Source organism: Bacteroidia bacterium, from assembly GCA_019695265.1.
Taxonomy (GTDB): Bacteria; Bacteroidota; Bacteroidia; order JAIBAJ01; family JAIBAJ01; genus JAIBAJ01.
Window position 1 is genome coordinate 1 of sequence record JAIBAJ010000009.1, and the last position, 17,074, is coordinate 17,074.

The following is a 17,074-nucleotide window of genomic DNA, read 5'->3' on the forward strand; positions in this document are numbered from 1 at the left end:
GCCAATGGAGTAGGATATTCCTCCTATCCGAATAACCTGGTTGAGCGATTTGTAGAAGAGAGTTGGGAAAATGGAATCGATATTTTTAGGATTTTTGATTCGCTTAATTGGATAAAGGGAATTGCACCTTGTATCGAATTTGTTAGAAATAAAACCGGAGGAATTGCCGAAGGCGCACTTTGTTATACCGGTGATATTTTGGATAAGAGTCGAACCAAGTATAGCTTGGAGTACTACCTTCAATTGGCCAAGGATATTGAAAATGCCGGAGCACATATTTTGGCTATTAAGGATATGGCCGGTTTGCTTAAACCTTATGCTGCAACTATATTAGTTGAAGCATTAAAGGATACAGTTAAAATTCCTATTCATCTTCATACACACGACACCTCCAGCTTGCAACCCGCCACCTATCTCAAGGCAATTGAGGCCGGTGTTGATGTAGTAGATGTGGCCCTTGGAGGACTTTCCGGATTAACCTCTCAGCCCAATTTTAATTCCATGGTGGAAATGATGCGTTTCCATGAACGAGAAAATCCAATCGATATTCATTCGCTCAACCAATTCTCGAATTACTTCGAGGTGGTTCGTGAACATTATTACCCTTTTGAAAGTGGCTTAAAAGCAAGTACTGCTGAGGTGTTTCAACATGAAATACCGGGTGGGCAGTATACCAACTTACGCCCACAGGCAGAAGCTTTGGGATTGGGTGATAAGTTTGAATTAATTAAATCTACCTTCAAGGAGGTGAATGAATTGTTTGGAGACATTGTAAAAGTAACTCCCAGTTCCAAAGTAGTTGGAGATATGGCACAATACCTTGTTTCAAATAATTATACCGTCCAGGATGTTTTAGAACGAGGCGATACCATTTCCTTCCCCGAAAGTGTTGTTTCGTTTTTTAAAGGAGAAATTGGCCAACCTGTTGGAGGATTTCCTAAGGAGTTGCAAAAAATTATTCTCAAAGACAAGGAGCCGTTAACTGTTCATCCGAATGAAGTTATACCACCCATTGATTTGGATAGCGATTTTGAGGAGTTTAAACTAAAATTTGATTCTGGACTTGAGTTTACCGATTACCTGTCCTATAAAATGTTCCCAAAAGTTTTTGAGGAATATTATCGATTTAAAAAGGAATTTGGAGACGTAAGCATTATACCGACGAAATGTTTCTTTTATGGTTTGAATAACCGACAGGAAACCAGCATTGAAATTAAGCAGGGAATGAGTATTTTGCTTCGGTACATGAGTGTTAGCGAGCCGGATGAACATGGAATGCGAAACGTTTATTACAGGCTAAATGGACAAACCAGAAGTGTTGAAATTTTGGATCGAAGTTTAAAGGTTACCAAGCACGAAAATGCCAAGGCCGATAAGAATAATCCCGAACATGTCGGGGCTCCATTGCAAGGATTGCTGAGTAAAATTTTTGTAAAGCGTGGTCAAAGTGTTCAAAAAAACGAGCCTTTGTTTGTCATAGAGGCCATGAAAATGGAAACTACCATTACCGCTCCAACTTATGTTACCATCAAGGATTTGCATCTTCCTGAAGGTAGCCTGGTGAATGCCGATGATTTAATAATGAGTGTTATTTAGGTTGCTTATATCGAAGTTAATTGGTTAGAAATAAAGGGATTGGGTTAGAGTACTGAAAAATAAATTATCAAGCGAATAATTTAAATTAAAATACCTAGTATGCGGGCCCCCTCCGCCAAAAAACATTTTGCAAAATTCAAAACCACTTGCATGGCGTTCGGGTCACGCTATCGGCTGTAGTCCTCGTCCCCCTAGGCTATCGCCGTAGTGGTCCTGTGGGCTACTTGCCTCTATCGTTGCCCGAGGTGCAACCTCAACTTGTACTTTCTAATCCAAATTTTCGCTGTATCTATTAGCAAATGCAGGTTTGTAAAAGTCCAATTATTCTTCGGAATAGTTTGCCTAAACAATCTTTTTTTCGACACCGGCCACTGTGATAATAAAATTGTTTTGGACTAGTATTCAAATTGCATTGAAATAATTGTTCTTGGAAAAGGGAATAGTCCAAACCTGGGCATAACTGCTTTTCAGATTATGGCCTCATACCATCTGCATTTTTGATCTATTCAGCAAACCTATGCAAAGGGAGATAATGGAAAAAGAGGAGATGAGATCCCTATAAACCTTGCATTTCAATCATCTTACGGTATAAGCCGTTGGCTTCCATCAATTCCAGGTGATTACCTTCTTCAACTATTTGACCTTCATTCAAAACCAAAATTTTAGTGGCATGTTGCACTGTAGAAAGTCGATGAGCAATAATTAAGGCAGTTCTACCGGTCAGCATGGTTCCAAGAGCCTCTTGTACCAATCTTTCACTTTCGGTGTCTAAAGCTGAGGTAGCTTCATCCATAACTAAAATGGGAGGATTATTCAATACAGCTCTGGCAATACAAACCCGTTGCCGTTGTCCTCCGGATAATTTATTTCCATTATCACCAATTCCTGTATTGAACTTGTCGGGAAATTGATCTATAAATTCGAACGCATTGGCAACTTTGGCGGCATCTTCAACTGCCTTTTCACTGGCTTCCGGGTTTCCGAGAGCAATGTTGTTACGAATAGAATCGTTGAATAGAATACTATGTTGAGGAACCAAGGCTATTAATTGCCTTAAACTGGATTGTTGGATGGAAGAAATTTCGATACCATCCATTGTAATAGAACCTGAATCTACATCATAAAATCGGCATAGGAGATTGGTAATGCTGGATTTTCCGGCTCCGGAAGGACCGACCAAAGCAACAACTTCCCCTTTTTTTATTGTAAATGAAATTCCTTTAAGAACCTCCGAATTGGAGTAGGAAAAACGTACATTTTGGAAGGCAATTTCTTTTTCAAAATGATCCAGGGTAAGAGCATCGGGAGCATCTTGTATGGTTTCTTTGGCATTTAATACCATGTTAATTCGCTCGGCAGATGCAATTCCTTTCTGAATGTAGTAAATGGATGAGGAAAAAGCCTTTGCCGGAGTAATTATCTGAGAAAAGATGGCTATGTAAGCAATAAAGGAAGCCGCAGAAAGACCGGGACTAATTTTCCCTGCCATGGTGTCCAGTACCATTTTACCACCAAACCAAATAAGTGCGGCTAAGACAACAGCTCCCAAAAATTCACTAAGTGGAGAGGCTAAATCACGTTTTCTTATGATTCGGTTGCTTAGTTTACGAAGTGAAAAGTTTAGTTTTTTGAATTTTCCTAAAAAGAGTTCGCCGGCAAAGAAAGCTTTGATTATTTGGATTCCACCCAAGGTTTCTTCGGTTAAAGCCATCATTTCTCCTGTTGAGTTTTGAAGATCGACTGAGTTTTTCCTCAGGCTTTTACCAATTTGACCAATTATTAATCCCGAAATTGGCAAAAGAATTAAAGCGAAAAGGGTTAATTGGGGGCTAAGAATTAATAGGCTTGTTAAGAAAACCAGGATGGAGAAAGGCTCTCTGAAAACTACTTCCAGTGAATTTAGGATGGCCCATTCAACTTCCTGCACATCTCCGCTAATTCTGGCCATGATATCTCCTTTTCGTTCATCGCTATAATATGAAATCGGTAATGCCAGAATTTTCTTAAAAATACGTTCTCTTAAATCATGAATAATACCATTTCGAAGAGGAGCAATAAAGTACATGGCCAAGTATCTGGTTAGGTTCTTCAGGAAGAAAATGCCAACAATCATGCACACAATGACCATTAATCCTTTGGCTCTGCCATCCTCTGAAACCATGCCGTTTTCATCAGCAATAAAACCACTAATAAAATAGGAAAACCATTGTTCAATTCCTTCTGCATTTAGTTTGAAATCAGGCCTAACCAGAACAGGCTTTTGGGTGTTAAAAAGTAAACCTAGAAAGGGAATGACCATCCCAAGCGAAAAAAGACTAAACAGGATAGAAAAGAAATTGAAAACCAAGTTTAGCAAAGCATAACGAAGGTATTTCTTCGCTAGGAATAAAATGCTTAAAAATGATTTCAAAGCCTTGGTTTAAGCCGCAAAGGTAGACAATAGAGTTTCCAATGCCAAACCCTGTTATTCCAGGTTAATAATTTCAAAGGAATAGGGTTTCAATTGAACTTCAAAAACTCTTTGAATTTTAGTAGTTTTAGATTTGAAATTGACAACCGGAAATTTATGGTTATACCTTGCGGGCACCTGGAACGAAATGTTCTGAACGGTGTTTGATTTATTAAAAGCAACAATGCTTGCTTTGCCAAAATAGCTGCGTAGATAAACCAAAACCTGATCACTAACCTGCAAAGGTTGATATTCGCCATAAATAAGTTCGATGTTTTCTTGTCTTAAGTGGGCTAAGGTTTTAACGGTTGATTTTACTTTGGATTCGAATGGAGAGAGCTGATCAAATTTCATGAATCGGCGGTTATCCGGATCTCCTGCACCCGGCATCCCAATTTCATCACCGTAATACATTACCGGAATGCCGGGAATGGTAAATACCATTGCTTCCAATTGCATTAATTTATAATAACCTAAAGTATCCAGCACTTCAATTTTCCGACTCCATCCGGCCTCTTTTTCGTCTTCATTTAAGCTTAACCCTTTGCCTGCATAACTGATGAATCTAGCCAAGTCATGGTTTCCGGTAATATTTGCCATTAGGTGATGGTAGCCGTAATATTCAAAAGAGGATTTTAAACTAGCATTTAATTTGGAAAAGCTTTCCTTTTCATCCAAAAATACAGAGCGGGCATCGAAATACAGGTTAAAATCAAATTGTCCATCCATTTCTCCGGAATTAATATAGTTGTTAATTAATTCACGGCTTCCAAATGTTTCTCCAACCTGGTATAGGTGTTTGCCCGATGGATTAGTTTCCTTTTTTATTTTTTGAGATAGAGCGCGCCAAAATTCTTCATGGATATGTTTGGTGGCATCGTGCCTGAAACCATCTACCCCAAAATTCTTTACCCAATACATAGCCGTATCGCTCATTGCCTCAATTACTTCCGGGTTGGAATAGTCCAAATCAGGTAAAAAAGTGTCGAACCAGGTAGTTAATCTTTGTTCATCCCAAATTCGGATATTTTTTCTGCCGTCTTTAAGTACTAGGGGTGTTAGCCAATTCGGATGCAACTTATTGATAGGATGTTCCTGATGAACATGGTTAGCCACATAGTCCATAACAACCCTCATGTTTTGTTGATGGGCCATTGCAATCAGGTTTCGGAACAAGGAGTCATTTCCAAAACGATGATCGATTTTTTTCAAACTAATTGGCCAGTAGCCATGATATCCGGAGAACTTCCTGTGAGGTGCAGGATACTCTACAAATCCTGTTTCCGGATTCTGAAATATGGGTGAAATCCAAATGGTATTGAATCCTAAGTCCTGAAAATAGCCATTTTTAATTTCCTCGATAATACCGGCCATATCTCCACCCTGGTAATTGGATTTAAAATCAATTTCTTTATCTATCACCGGTTTATCATTGGATTTATCTCCATTTCTAAACCTATCCACCAATAGGAAGTACATAATTTGAGTTTCAGGTCTATCCTTTCCTGCTTCCTGAAAGGTTTGGACTACCTTACCTTCCTGAAGCGGTATTAATAAGTCATTGGCTTCGGATTGGCCATTGCAGGCAAAAACACGAATATAGGAATGCTGAACTTTTTTTGCAATTCCAGGGATTTTAATGGAAAGTTCACCATCCGAAACAGTAACAAATGATTTACCAAGTAAGTGGTTTTGCCAAAACACAAAAAATTTGGTAGGGTTGTTGGAAAAACCAATTTTCAGAGATTTGTCTGAGCTTGATTTGGTAAAAAGCTGGGGTGGTGCAACTGGAGAAGTTTTTACATCCAGTACAGAATTATATCCTCCAATTCCATTCGATGCAGAGTCTTTATTGGAAGGGTCATTCATCCATTTTCCATCCACCACCAATTTGTATTGGTATCGTCCGGGATTTAAATATAATTTCGTAAACCAACGTCCTTCTTCAAACAAAAGTGAATTTTCTGCCGGATTCCAAGAGTTGATGTCCCCGGCAATTTGAACATGTTTGGGTTTGGAACCTCGATGTACAAAACTAATGTGAGTAGGGATTTTATGTGATTTCCTAAGCAGAATATCGTAGTTTCCTTGAGCTGTCCAAATGGTCATAACTGATTGAATGGGCACTTGGTCAGGAAGGTAACTTAATTGGAGTGTTCCATTTATTGGATTGAAAACCTTTTTGAATAGTTTGTCAACACTAATACTGTCTATTACCTTAGTTTCCGGGATAAAATCGCTTAAAAACAAGGTGGTACTGTCTTTTCCTAATGTTACCGGAATGGCACATTCAGTGAGTAAGGGTTTTTCAGGAAACTGGTCGCCATTTTGGCAAGATGAAAGAAAATATAAGACAAATAGTATTGCGGAAATTAATCTAAACTGTTGCATTACAAGGAATTTGATGGTCGAAGGTGTTGGGATTTTATTCGAATAAAAGGTAAAGGAATAAAAATATTTTCAATGTAGACAGCTAGACTACTTTCATCCTAAAAAATAATTTAGAATTTTTTGGAGGAATGAGGATTATTATGAAATCGTTTAATTTTAGTAAGTTATTGCTGATTTCTTGGGCAATGAATTTGGGATTGCATTTGTGTTTGTTCGTTTCAAATCAAAAGAATTAATATTTGTTTAAAAAAAGGGAAATCCTCGCTGGTTTTTTATATCGGTATTGTCTATTTTGGCCTTCAATTTATTCCCAATGAAAAATTATAGACTAAGACAAATTGGATTATTAGTTTCTTTAGGAGCCGGGCTATTCACCTTGAACTCTTGTTACAAGGATTATTTCGAAACAGACAAATATACCTTATCGAGCTATGAGCCAGATTTGGCGGCACCTATAGTTCATTCGAAAATGACTATCGGAGATATTTTACCGGAACAATTGGGGACTTTTCTCAATGTGGCAAACGATAATTTTGTTACACTGATTTATTCAAGTTCCAATGAAAGTCGCGCCATGGGTGAATACATCCTTTTTCCTAACCAGGTTTTTAATCAGAGCCTGGTATTGAGTGCAAGCGATGCCAATCAAATCAATGGTGGAAGTTCGGCATCGATTAATGCGTTAGGAACTGCAACGATGATTACTAATGGCGAGCAATTTACAGCAGCCAGTTTAACCGGAGGAACCATGGAGGTTAACATTACATCAGACGTACCTGCCAGTGGCACCATAACTGTTACTTGGCCTTTGGTTTTAAAGAATGGAAACCCATTAACCCGAACCATTACGATTAACTATACCGGAGGCTTACCTGTTGTTGGATCAGCTTCCATTGATATGAGTGGCTATACGGTCGATCTTTCTCCAAACGTATCTGATTTCAATGCTTTGAATTATACCTATACCGCTACTTTGGCAGGTGGTTCTGCCGCTTCTGCCGGACAATCGGTATTGGTTAGTGCGGCAATGAATAATGTGGTTTATGACCGGATATCAGGCAATTTGGGACCTAAATTAATTGATATTGATCCTGATACCACCTTCATTCAATTGTTTAACAATGCCTCCTTGCCTGATTTAGGGGTTTTTGATATTTTAGAACCTACGCTAAAGGTTTCTGTTAGCCATGATATGGTAATTGCTTCCCAAGGGCAGGTGGCTCAATTACTAGGATATAAATTTAATAATCAACCTGTCATTTTTAATGCTCCAACCTTAACCGGTGGGCCTTTGGTGGTTAGTTCCAGCCCGGTTTTAGGGCAAATGGTTACAAGTTCGTATACCGCTGATTATACAAATTCAACCCTTAAAAACCTAGTAGAACAAAAGGCTCCTAAGTTGATAACTGATTTAGACGTAACCATTAACCCTACAGGTGGCGCGGCACTGAATGAAGTAATGGCAACCAGCAAATTTAAGGTAGACAAAGAACTTCAATTGCCGCTGCGAGGTTTGGCTTTTAATTTCTTTGTTCAAGATACTGCCGAGTTTTCACTTGGAAATATCACCGAAAGCATTCAGGAAGCTTTGTTTAGAATAGCTACCATTAATAGCTTTCCGGTAGATGGTAGAATGCAGCTTTATTTTGTGGATGAAAGCTATGTCATAATTGATTCTTTAATCACCAATGTTAATGATAAAGTAATAGTTTCTGCTCCTATCAATAATGATGGTAAATCCATAGGTACTTCAACAAAAACAGTAGATGTTTTAATGGATGAAACCAGGATCAACCGCCTCAAGGACAGCAAAAATGTGATTATCCGTTCTTACATTGCTTCAGCCAATGATGGTGCCCAAAACGTAAAGATTTATTCCGATAACTATATAGATATCAAGTTAGGAATGCGAGTAACTTTAAAATTGGAGAACTAAACGCTTAAAACTTGATCAAATGAAAAAAATTAGTTTACTATTCATCCTTGTTTCAGTTTTAGGAATTCCATTCGCTAAGGCTCAGCAAGATTTTATTGTCAATTCTTTATCCATTATTCCTCAAAGCAATTACAATAATCCTGGTATGTTCAAACCAATGGGTGGTTATGTTGGTTTGCCCGTTATGTCGTCGGTTTATGCCAATTTTAATAACAGTGGTTTTAAGTACAAGGATTTGTTTTTAAAACCAGGTGGTGCATACGGTGATTCCTTGTTACTCAATTTGGATGTACCCATTAAAAACATGGGAAAGCATGATCGAATCAACCTGAATTTGGCCATCGACCTATTTAACCTGGGTTTTAAAATTAAGAGGAATTATTTTATGCTAAGCGTTCGTGAAGTGGTAAATGCCAGGTTTAGTTATTCCCAGAATTTTTTCAAGTTTCTTTATAAAGGAAATGGGGCTTTTCTTGGTCAAACTGCTGATTTGTCTGATTTAGCTGTCAATCTTTCTCATTACAGAGAATATGGATTAGGATATTCCCGCGAGGTGAACGATAAACTTAGCCTGGGTATACGTTTGAAATACCTGTATGGTATGGAGAATATTTATACCGCAAAAAACAATTCATCTCTTTACACTGATGCGAACTCTTTCGATATTACTGCTCAATCTGATGTGTTAGTGCATACCAGCGGATTAACTAAATTTGATACCATCACGAATGATATACCGGAGTATTTGTTCGGAAGGGATAATTTTGGTTGGGGAATTGATTTGGGCGGCGAATACAAAATTAATGAGAAGTTTAGCGTTTCGGCAAGTGTGTTAGATATTGGTCGACTCTACTGGAGAGATGCCGTGAATAAAAGTTATTCTGTTAATAGGGCGAGCTTTCAGTTTCAAGGGATGGATTTGGCCTATTATGTTAATCATGATAAGGATCTTCTCCAAGTATTAGGAGATTCCTTAAAAGATGTTTTTGAAGTAAAGGAGTCACAGCAGAACTACTCAAGCCCACTGAATACTCGCTTTTATGTGAATGGAAACTATTTGCCTTTTAAAAATACTACTGTCGGAGTTTCTTTTTTGGGCGAAGTGGGAAAGAACTACTTCAATCCTAACGCTTCTTTATCCATTTCTCAGCGTCTGGGCAATTTGTTTCATGTTTCTGCTAACTGGAGTTATATGAATCGTAGTGCTTCCAATGTTGGATTTGGTTTCGCTTTTCAGGTTATAGGTATTCAGTTATATGCTGCTGCTGATAATGTTTTGGCAGCTATTTGGCCTCAATCTGCAAAGAATATTCACGCTCATGTTGGTTTGAATGTGCTGATTGATTACCGTAAGGATAGGAAAACGAAATCGAAAGATGCTGCTGAAGAACCTAAAAAGGGAAAAAAATCCAAGGATAAGGATGCCGATGGTATTGAGGATAAAGAAGACAAATGTCCGGATGTGCCAGGATATTTGAAGTTTAATGGTTGTCCTGATAAAGATCAAGATGGAGTTCAAGACAGCGAAGACCAATGTCCAGATTCTGCCGGAGTTATAGAAAATAAAGGTTGCCCATGGCCAGATTCCGATAAAGACGGTTTGATTGATCGTGAAGATTCCTGTGTAAATGATGCCGGACCACTTGAAAATAAAGGTTGTCCTTGGCCTGATACCGACAAAGATGGTGTAGATGACAATACCGATCAATGTAAAGACATTCCGGGTCCTGCGGCTAACAATGGCTGTCCTTATGGCGATTCTGACAAGGATGGAATCAACGATGATAAGGATAAATGTCCTTACACACCCGGACCAATCGATAATGGTGGTTGTCCGTTTGGAGATAAAGATGGTGATGGCACCAAGGATAATTTGGATAATTGTCCTGATAATCCGGGTCCAATGGCTAATTCCGGCTGTCCATACGGTGATGAAGACGGCGATGGTGTTAAAGATGATGTAGATCAATGCCCTAAAACGCCCGGAGTTCCTGAAAACCAAGGTTGCCCAAAAATTGAGGAGAAAAATCAGGCCATTTTGGATTTGGCGTTTAAAAATTTGGAGTTCAAATCAGGAACTGCCATCATTTCAACCGAGTCGTTTTTCTCCCTCTATAAATTGGCCGATTTGATGAAGAAGGAGGAAAAATACAAATTGTTAATTTCCGGTCATACCGACAATGTAGGTAATGATGCAACCAATATGGAATTAAGCAGAAAAAGAGCCGAAGCTGTGAAAACTTTCCTAATTGGGCAGGGGGTTCAAGCCGATCGTTTAAAAGCGGAATGGTTTGGAAAAACTAAGCCAATTGCCGACAATGCTACTCCAGAAGGAAGAGACCGCAACAGAAGGGTAGAAATGAAAGTTGTATTTGAATAGGTTTGATTTTTTAGAAACGGCCCAAATTTGCTAAAAGCTTGGGCCGTTTATTATTGATTTTTTAGCCTATTTTATTCTTAATGTTGGTTTTGAGCCGGCTATCTTCGGCCTATTCTAAATCCCGAAATTATTATTTGAACCCAGATTATGCATAAGAAATGCATAAACTAGTTAAGAATTTGTAAATCAATTTGTTGTCTAAATGATGACAACTTCTATCCCGAAATGCTTCGGGAGGGTAAACCCAACTAAATCAAATAGTTCGGATTTGGAATCCATCTATTGATTAATACCGAATGGACATTATGTTTAGTCCAATTTTATGTATTAATTTTATTTGAAAAAATTGGCCTAACATTCTGTATCCTCGGCATTTATACCGAATGGACAAAATGTATAGTCCAATTTTATGCTTAAATTTTCTTGAAAAAATCGGACTAACATTCTGTATCCTCGGTACTTACCAATCTAAATTTATAAATTGCCTTTGGACTATTTATAAATTAAAATTGGTATAATTTGGGTAGAAGTGAAGTAGGGTTTAAGGAATGCCCATTCTTGTTCTTGATTTAGTCGTTTATTGTCTTTCTTTAGTTTCCAAAGTTAGGATTGGAATGCAAAAATTGGGGTTTGCACCTCGGGCAACGATAGAGGCAAGTAGCTCCAAGACATTCTTCGGGTAACAACTCAAAAATTTAAGTTAGCAATAACCCGAGTTACAAAAAAGAAGTTGGTAGGTCCCGGTCTTGGACTACAGCCGATAGCGTGACCTTTTTGCCATTGGCTAAGCTTTGTTTTTGTGCAGTATTGTTGTTGGCAAAAAGGGGCCCGCCTAAAAGAAAAAAAAATGCCGACTTAGAGGGCCGGCATCTGATAAATTGAAAAGAGTTAAAAATTGGGTTTTAGGCCGTATTTATTGTAGAATTTCACAATATGTTCAACTGCTTCATCGGGAGTATCCACCACTTGGATAAGGTCCAAATCCTTATCGGAGATGTAACTATGTTCGATTAACATTTGCTGTTTTACCCATTTCCAAAGACCATCCCAATAGGCATGGCCGACCAAAACGATGGGGAAACGGGCAATTTTTCCGGTTTGAATAAGAGTTATGGCTTCAAAAAGTTCATCCAAAGTTCCGAAACCGCCCGGCAAAACGATAAAACCTTGGGCATATTTAATAAACATTACCTTGCGCACAAAGAAATAGTCGAACATCAGCATTTTATCATGGTCAATATAGGGATTGGCGAATTGTTCGAAAGGTAATTCAATGTTTAGTCCAACCGATTTTCCACCACCACGTTTGGCACCTTTATTGGCAGCTTCCATGATTCCTGGGCCTCCGCCAGTGATTACTCCGTATCCTTGTTGGGTAATTTTATAGGCAATTTCTTCGGCTAAGGCATAGTGAGGCGAACTGGGTTTAGTTCGGGCGCTTCCGAAAATACTTACACAAGGTCCAATTTTTGCTAGTTTTTCAAAGCCTTCAACGAATTCGGCCATCACCTTAAATATCTGCCAAGAATCGTTGGTTTTTATTTCTGTCCAGTCTTTATTTTCAAAAGCTTTAATGATTTTTTCGTCCTCGTTTGTCATTCTTTTAAATGTGTTTAATGTTGAATTTCAATCAAATATCGATTTTCCAAAACTTCTTGCCGGGTGGAAGGGTTTAGGAATTTCCAGTTTAATAAGGAAGTGGAAAAGTGAGAAAATTTTTGAATTTGAATCGGTTTACTACCATACTTTATTAACTGAGCCAAACTTGAATCGTTGACCAATACTTTGAAACGTCCTTTATGCAATAAAAGTTCATTTGTTTTTAAAGAAAGGATATTTTTATTGGAATAAAATTCGGCGTTGTAGTATGTTACATTTCGAGTAAATACCGGGTAGGGGTAATTTTTTAGGGCCAAACCCATTTGTTTTCCCCCATCATATTCAGAAATAGCAGGAAAGAAATTCAGGTGAAGGAGTCCGATAGATATGGATATTATCAAACCGGTTGGAAGGACAATGGATTCGATTGGTGTAGAATAACGAAAGAAAGGAATTGTGATCAAAAGCAGGAATATAGCCGGTAGAATTCGGAATTCAGGTTGGTAAACAGGAAAAAGATAAAGGTTTATGAAGAGGGTTAATACAAGAATTGCCAATAGTAGTATGAATTGAAAAGGAATTAGCAGACGTGGTAAGATAAGGGTTTTTTGAAGATAGTGGGCTGTAAGTAAAGAGGAAAAAGGTAAAATAACATTGATGTAATGAGGTAATTTGTAATGAGAAAAGGATAGCACTACAAGAGGAATTATGAAACCGGCACCAATGGGAATTATGCTGGATTGGAGTGATCTAAAGCGGTTTTTGAATTGGGAAAACAGGAAGGAAAGAAAAAGGATGGAATTTGGCAAAAATGCCCACAGGAAGGTATGAAAAAAGAAAAATGGATCTGTGTCGTTTTTCCATTGATTTTGTCCGGTAATTCTACCAAAGCTTTGTTCCCAAAAGTAGAACTGCAACCCATGGATTCCATATTGTTGGTAGAGTCCGATACACATAGGAAGCAAGGCCAAGGAAAGGAGAGCCAAACCTGCTATAAGTTTAAGGGAAATAAGTTTTCCAAAGGAACGGGTAGCAAGGCATTGAGTGGAAAGTACGATTGCCGGAATCATTAATCCGATGGGACCTTTTGCTAACATAGCAATGGAAATACCAAGAGTTGAACCTAGAAGGTTAAGCCAGGAACCCGATTGGTGAAATTCGAGGATTTGCCAAACAGCCAAGCAAATTCCGCTGCAAAGAATGGCATCTGTTCTTACATCCTGATTCATCAGGAAAACTGCGAGGGAGGAGGCGTAAAGGAGGGCAGCAATTTTACCGGTTTCGTAATTAAATAGAAACCTTCCAATACGAAAAACTGCATAAAAGCTTAGGAATGTCAGGAGTACAGATGGTAATTTGAATGCGAATTCGGATAGACCGAAGAGGTAGAAAGATAGAGCCGAAAGCCAGAATAGAAGGGGAGGTTTATCCAAATAATCTAATCCATGTTTTTGGATGATGGTAAAATGGTGGGTTTGGAGCATTTCTCGGCTAATGCAAGCGTATTCAGCTTCATCTACCTCAAGCAGGGGCGTAAACAAGCCTAGGCCATAGACTAGGAGTACTATCAGCCAAACCAAGTGCCATTTATAGGAAGCAAGCTGCATACCGGAAGGGGATAAGAACAAAAAAGCCTCCGAGTTGGAGGCTTTTTTGTTAAGAATACAAGGTTTTAAACGATGGCTTCAACGGGAGCATCGGATGTTTCAATTTCCGGGTCAACCAAAACTCGGCCACAGTATTCGCAAACGATAATTTTTTTACGAGTACGAATGTCAAGTTGGCGTTGAGGTGGGATTTGGTTAAAGCAACCTCCACAAGCATCTCTTTGAACTGTTACGACAGCTAAACCATTGCGGGCATTGCTTCGCAGACGTTTGTAAGCATATTGCAAACGTGGTTCGATGATGGCATAAGCGGCTTCGCTGGATTCCAATAATTTATTTTCTTCCTTTTGGGTTTCAGCAATGATATCATCCAATTCAGCTTTTTTAGCTTTAAGGTCTGTTTTGCGTTCTTCCAAATCGGATTTAGCCTTGTCGATCAAGATGTTTTTCTGTTCGATTTGAGCTTTAAATTCTTTAATTTTTTTCTCAGCCAATTGCATTTCAAGGCCTTGGAATTCGATTTCTTTGGAAAGAGAGTCGTATTCCCGGTTGTTTCTAACCTTACCTTGTTGCTCTTCGTATTTTTTAATTAGTGCAAGAGCATCTTTAATTTGGTTTTTCTTGTTAACGATTTGGTCTTCCAGGGCATTAACTTCCTCGGTGAAGTTGTTAATACGAGTTTCCAAACCTACAACTTCGTCTTCCAAATCTTGAACTTCCAATGGGAGTTCACCACGGATGGTGCGGATTCTGTCAATTTCGGAATCTATAGCTTGTAAGCGGAAAAGGGCACGAAGTTTTGCTTCGATGGTAACGTCTTTTTTGCCTTCGTTGGAAGCTACCGCTTTGGTCGTTGTTTCTTCGCTTGCACTTCCTTGTGCAGCTTTGGTATCAGAAGCCTTTGTTTTGGCCATTTTCAGAAATAATTTACCGGATTAGTATTTATGCTTGATAAAAGGGGTGCAAATGTACGGAATTTTTTCATTAGAAAATCCCTTAACAATTCTTTCGTGAATTGTTCGCTTTCATAATGGCCAACATCGGCAATGGTGATGCGGTTTTCAGCATCAAAAAAATCGTGGTATTTAAAATCTGCAGTGACAAAAAAATCGCATTTTTCTCGAATTGCGTCCTTTAAAAGGAAGCTTCCGGAACCACCGCAAAGGGCAATTTTCTTTACTTTTTTTCCGAGCAAGGCTGTATGTTTAATGCAATTGGCATTCAGTTTGGATTTAAGCAAGCCTAGAAATTCCATTTCAGTAATTTCTTCAGGCAGTTCCCCAACCATTCCGGAGCCAATGCTTTGATTTTGATTCTCCAAAGTATACAGGTCGTAAGCGATTTCTTCGTAAGGATGTGTGGTTTGCAAGGTTTTAATCATCCTTTCCTGAAGGGGGAAAGGGAAAATAACCTCTATTTTTACTTCCTGCTCCAAGTGGATTTGGTTAAGTTCACCAACAAAAGGTTTTGCCTGATTGTTGGCTCTAAAAGTTCCAATTCCCTTGGTGTTAAAACTGCATTGGTCGTAATTTCCAATATTTCCTGCTCCTGCCTCATTTAAGGCCAATCTCACCTTTTCGCTGTGGCTTTCAGGACAAAATACGGCCAGTTTTCTTAAGGTATTTGTTTTTGGACTAAGAATATAGGAATTGGAAAGTCCGAGGATTTGGGCAATTTTCTGATTAACTCCCGAATAGATATTGTCTAAGTTAGTATGAATAGCGTAGATGGCAATATTGTTTTGTATGGCTTTGATAACGGTTCGTTCGATGTAGTTTTTTCCGTTAATTTTTTTCAAGCCTTTGAAAATAATTGGATGATGAGCAATAATGAGGTTGCAACCTGTTTGAATGGCCTCATCAACAATTGCTTCGGTACTGTCGAGGCAAATGAGGGCATTGCTAAGTTCTGTTTCCGGGTTGCCAATAATTAAGCCACTGTTGTCATAGCTTTCCTGGTAGGCTAGTGGGGCTTCTTCTTCCAAAACTCGGATGATATCTGCTATTTTCATTTGCTAACTTTATAAAATGTTTTGAAGTTCTTGTAAGTTCCTTATTTCATGGGTTATTTCCACACTGTGTTTAATGCCTTCCGGATTAAAATAAACCTGACTAATTCCCACTTGTTTGGCTCCAATGATATCCAATTCTAAACTATCGCCAATCATAAGCGACTCATTTCGTTTAGCACCTGTTTCATGAAGTGCAAAGGCGAAAATACGAGGGTCAGGTTTTTTACATTGGGCTTTTTCTGAGGTAATGATGTGTGAAAGGTAAGGTTTTAGGCCGGAGTTTTCTAATTTGATATGTTGAACTTCTTCAAATCCATTAGTAATGATGTGGATTTGATAGTGAGGTGCTAAATATTCTAAGGTGGAAAGGGCATTGGGTAATAGATTTGTTTTTTTGGGGCTTATTTCTACATAGGTATACCCAATTTGTTCAGAAAGCCTCGGATCAAATATTTGGAACAGTTGTAAGGTTTGAGAAAAACGAATGGTACGAAGACTATCTTTATGAATGAGTCCTTTTCGGTAATCATCCCAAAGCCGGTGGTTAATATGTTTGTAATTTTCAAAAAATGCCTCAAAGTTGATTACTCCAAGTTCTTCAAGTTTAAAATGAGTATAGATCTCCAACAAAGCTTCACGGCTATTTCGGTCTAGGTCCCACAAGGTTCGGTCTAGGTCGAAGAAAAGGTGTTTATATGTTTTCAAGGAAGAATTTTTCAATTTTCTGCAAATTTGTTCAATAATCTGTTTGTAGAAATAAAAATTAGTGTACTTTTGCACCCCTGATTTTTAGAAAAGATGAAACAAGGTACCCACCCGGAGAACTATCGCTTTGTGGTTTTCAAAGATATGTCAAACGAATATTCGTTCTTAAGCCGTTCATGTGCTGAAACCAAAGAAACCATTGTTTGGGAAGACGGAAACGAATATCCGGTAATCAAATTAGAGATTTCTGATAAGTCTCACCCATATTATACAGGTAAAATGAAATTGGTTGATACGGCTGGTCGTGTTGATAAATTCCGTTCCAGATACCAAAAGCATTTGGATACTAAAAAATAAGAAACTGAAAGGTTTAGTAATCGAAAATGCCACCCCGAAAGAG

General features: G+C 38.4%; 11 protein-coding genes. 4 read left to right on the plus strand and 7 right to left on the minus strand.

Annotated features, from left to right (window positions below; genetic code table 11):
* A partial coding sequence (locus K1X82_02845; GenBank protein ID MBX7181025.1) for a pyruvate carboxylase occupies positions 1-1,596 on the plus strand: 1,596 nt, incomplete at its 5' end.
* 556 nt (positions 1,597-2,152) lie between these two features.
* On the opposite strand, the gene K1X82_02850 is transcribed toward K1X82_02845, so the two are convergent.
* A complete protein-coding gene (locus K1X82_02850; protein ID MBX7181026.1) occupies positions 2,153-4,006 on the minus strand; it encodes an ABC transporter ATP-binding protein/permease in 1,854 nt (617 codons plus the stop codon).
* A gap of 54 nt (positions 4,007-4,060) precedes the next feature.
* Complete coding sequence (locus K1X82_02855; GenBank protein MBX7181027.1) at positions 4,061-6,436, minus strand: alpha-glucosidase C-terminal domain-containing protein; 2,376 nt, start codon at positions 6,434-6,436, stop codon at positions 4,061-4,063.
* A gap of 313 nt (positions 6,437-6,749) precedes the next feature.
* Between K1X82_02855 and K1X82_02860 the strand changes: the two genes are divergently transcribed.
* Positions 6,750-8,372, plus strand: a complete 1,623-nt coding sequence (locus tag K1X82_02860) for a hypothetical protein (GenBank protein ID MBX7181028.1) — start codon at positions 6,750-6,752, stop codon at positions 8,370-8,372.
* Positions 8,373-8,391: 19 nt separating this feature from the next.
* The gene (locus K1X82_02865; GenBank protein MBX7181029.1) at positions 8,392-10,752 is read left to right on the plus strand and encodes an OmpA family protein; all 2,361 of its coding nucleotides are present in this window, start codon (positions 8,392-8,394) and stop codon (positions 10,750-10,752) included.
* A gap of 888 nt (positions 10,753-11,640) precedes the next feature.
* Here the strand turns inward: K1X82_02865 and K1X82_02870 are convergent.
* The 5 genes from K1X82_02870 to K1X82_02890 all read right to left on the minus strand — a co-directional run bounded on the left by K1X82_02870 (position 11,641) and on the right by K1X82_02890 (position 16,689).
* Positions 11,641-12,351 carry a TIGR00730 family Rossman fold protein gene (locus K1X82_02870; GenBank protein ID MBX7181030.1) on the minus strand — a complete coding sequence of 237 codons (711 nt, stop codon included), beginning with the start codon at positions 12,349-12,351 and terminating at the stop codon, positions 11,641-11,643.
* Positions 12,352-12,365: 14 nt separating this feature from the next.
* Positions 12,366-13,958 carry a glycosyltransferase family 39 protein gene (locus tag K1X82_02875; GenBank protein MBX7181031.1) on the minus strand — a complete coding sequence of 531 codons (1,593 nt, stop codon included), beginning with the start codon at positions 13,956-13,958 and terminating at the stop codon, positions 12,366-12,368.
* Between the two features lie 65 nt (positions 13,959-14,023).
* Positions 14,024-14,872 (minus strand): hypothetical protein, encoded by an 849-nt coding sequence (locus tag K1X82_02880; protein MBX7181032.1) that lies wholly within the window; start codon positions 14,870-14,872, stop codon positions 14,024-14,026.
* Between the two features lie 2 nt (positions 14,873-14,874).
* Entirely contained in the window at positions 14,875-15,969 is a 1,095-nt protein-coding gene (locus K1X82_02885) for a Nif3-like dinuclear metal center hexameric protein (protein MBX7181033.1), read from the minus strand.
* A 9-nt stretch (positions 15,970-15,978) separates the two neighbouring features.
* Complete coding sequence (locus tag K1X82_02890; protein MBX7181034.1) at positions 15,979-16,689, minus strand: YjjG family noncanonical pyrimidine nucleotidase; 711 nt, start codon at positions 16,687-16,689, stop codon at positions 15,979-15,981.
* Positions 16,690-16,767: 78 nt separating this feature from the next.
* On the opposite strand from K1X82_02890, the gene K1X82_02895 reads away from it, so the two are divergent.
* A complete protein-coding gene (locus K1X82_02895) occupies positions 16,768-17,031 on the plus strand; it encodes a type B 50S ribosomal protein L31 (protein MBX7181035.1) in 264 nt (87 codons plus the stop codon).
* Positions 17,032-17,074 lie beyond the last annotated feature (43 nt).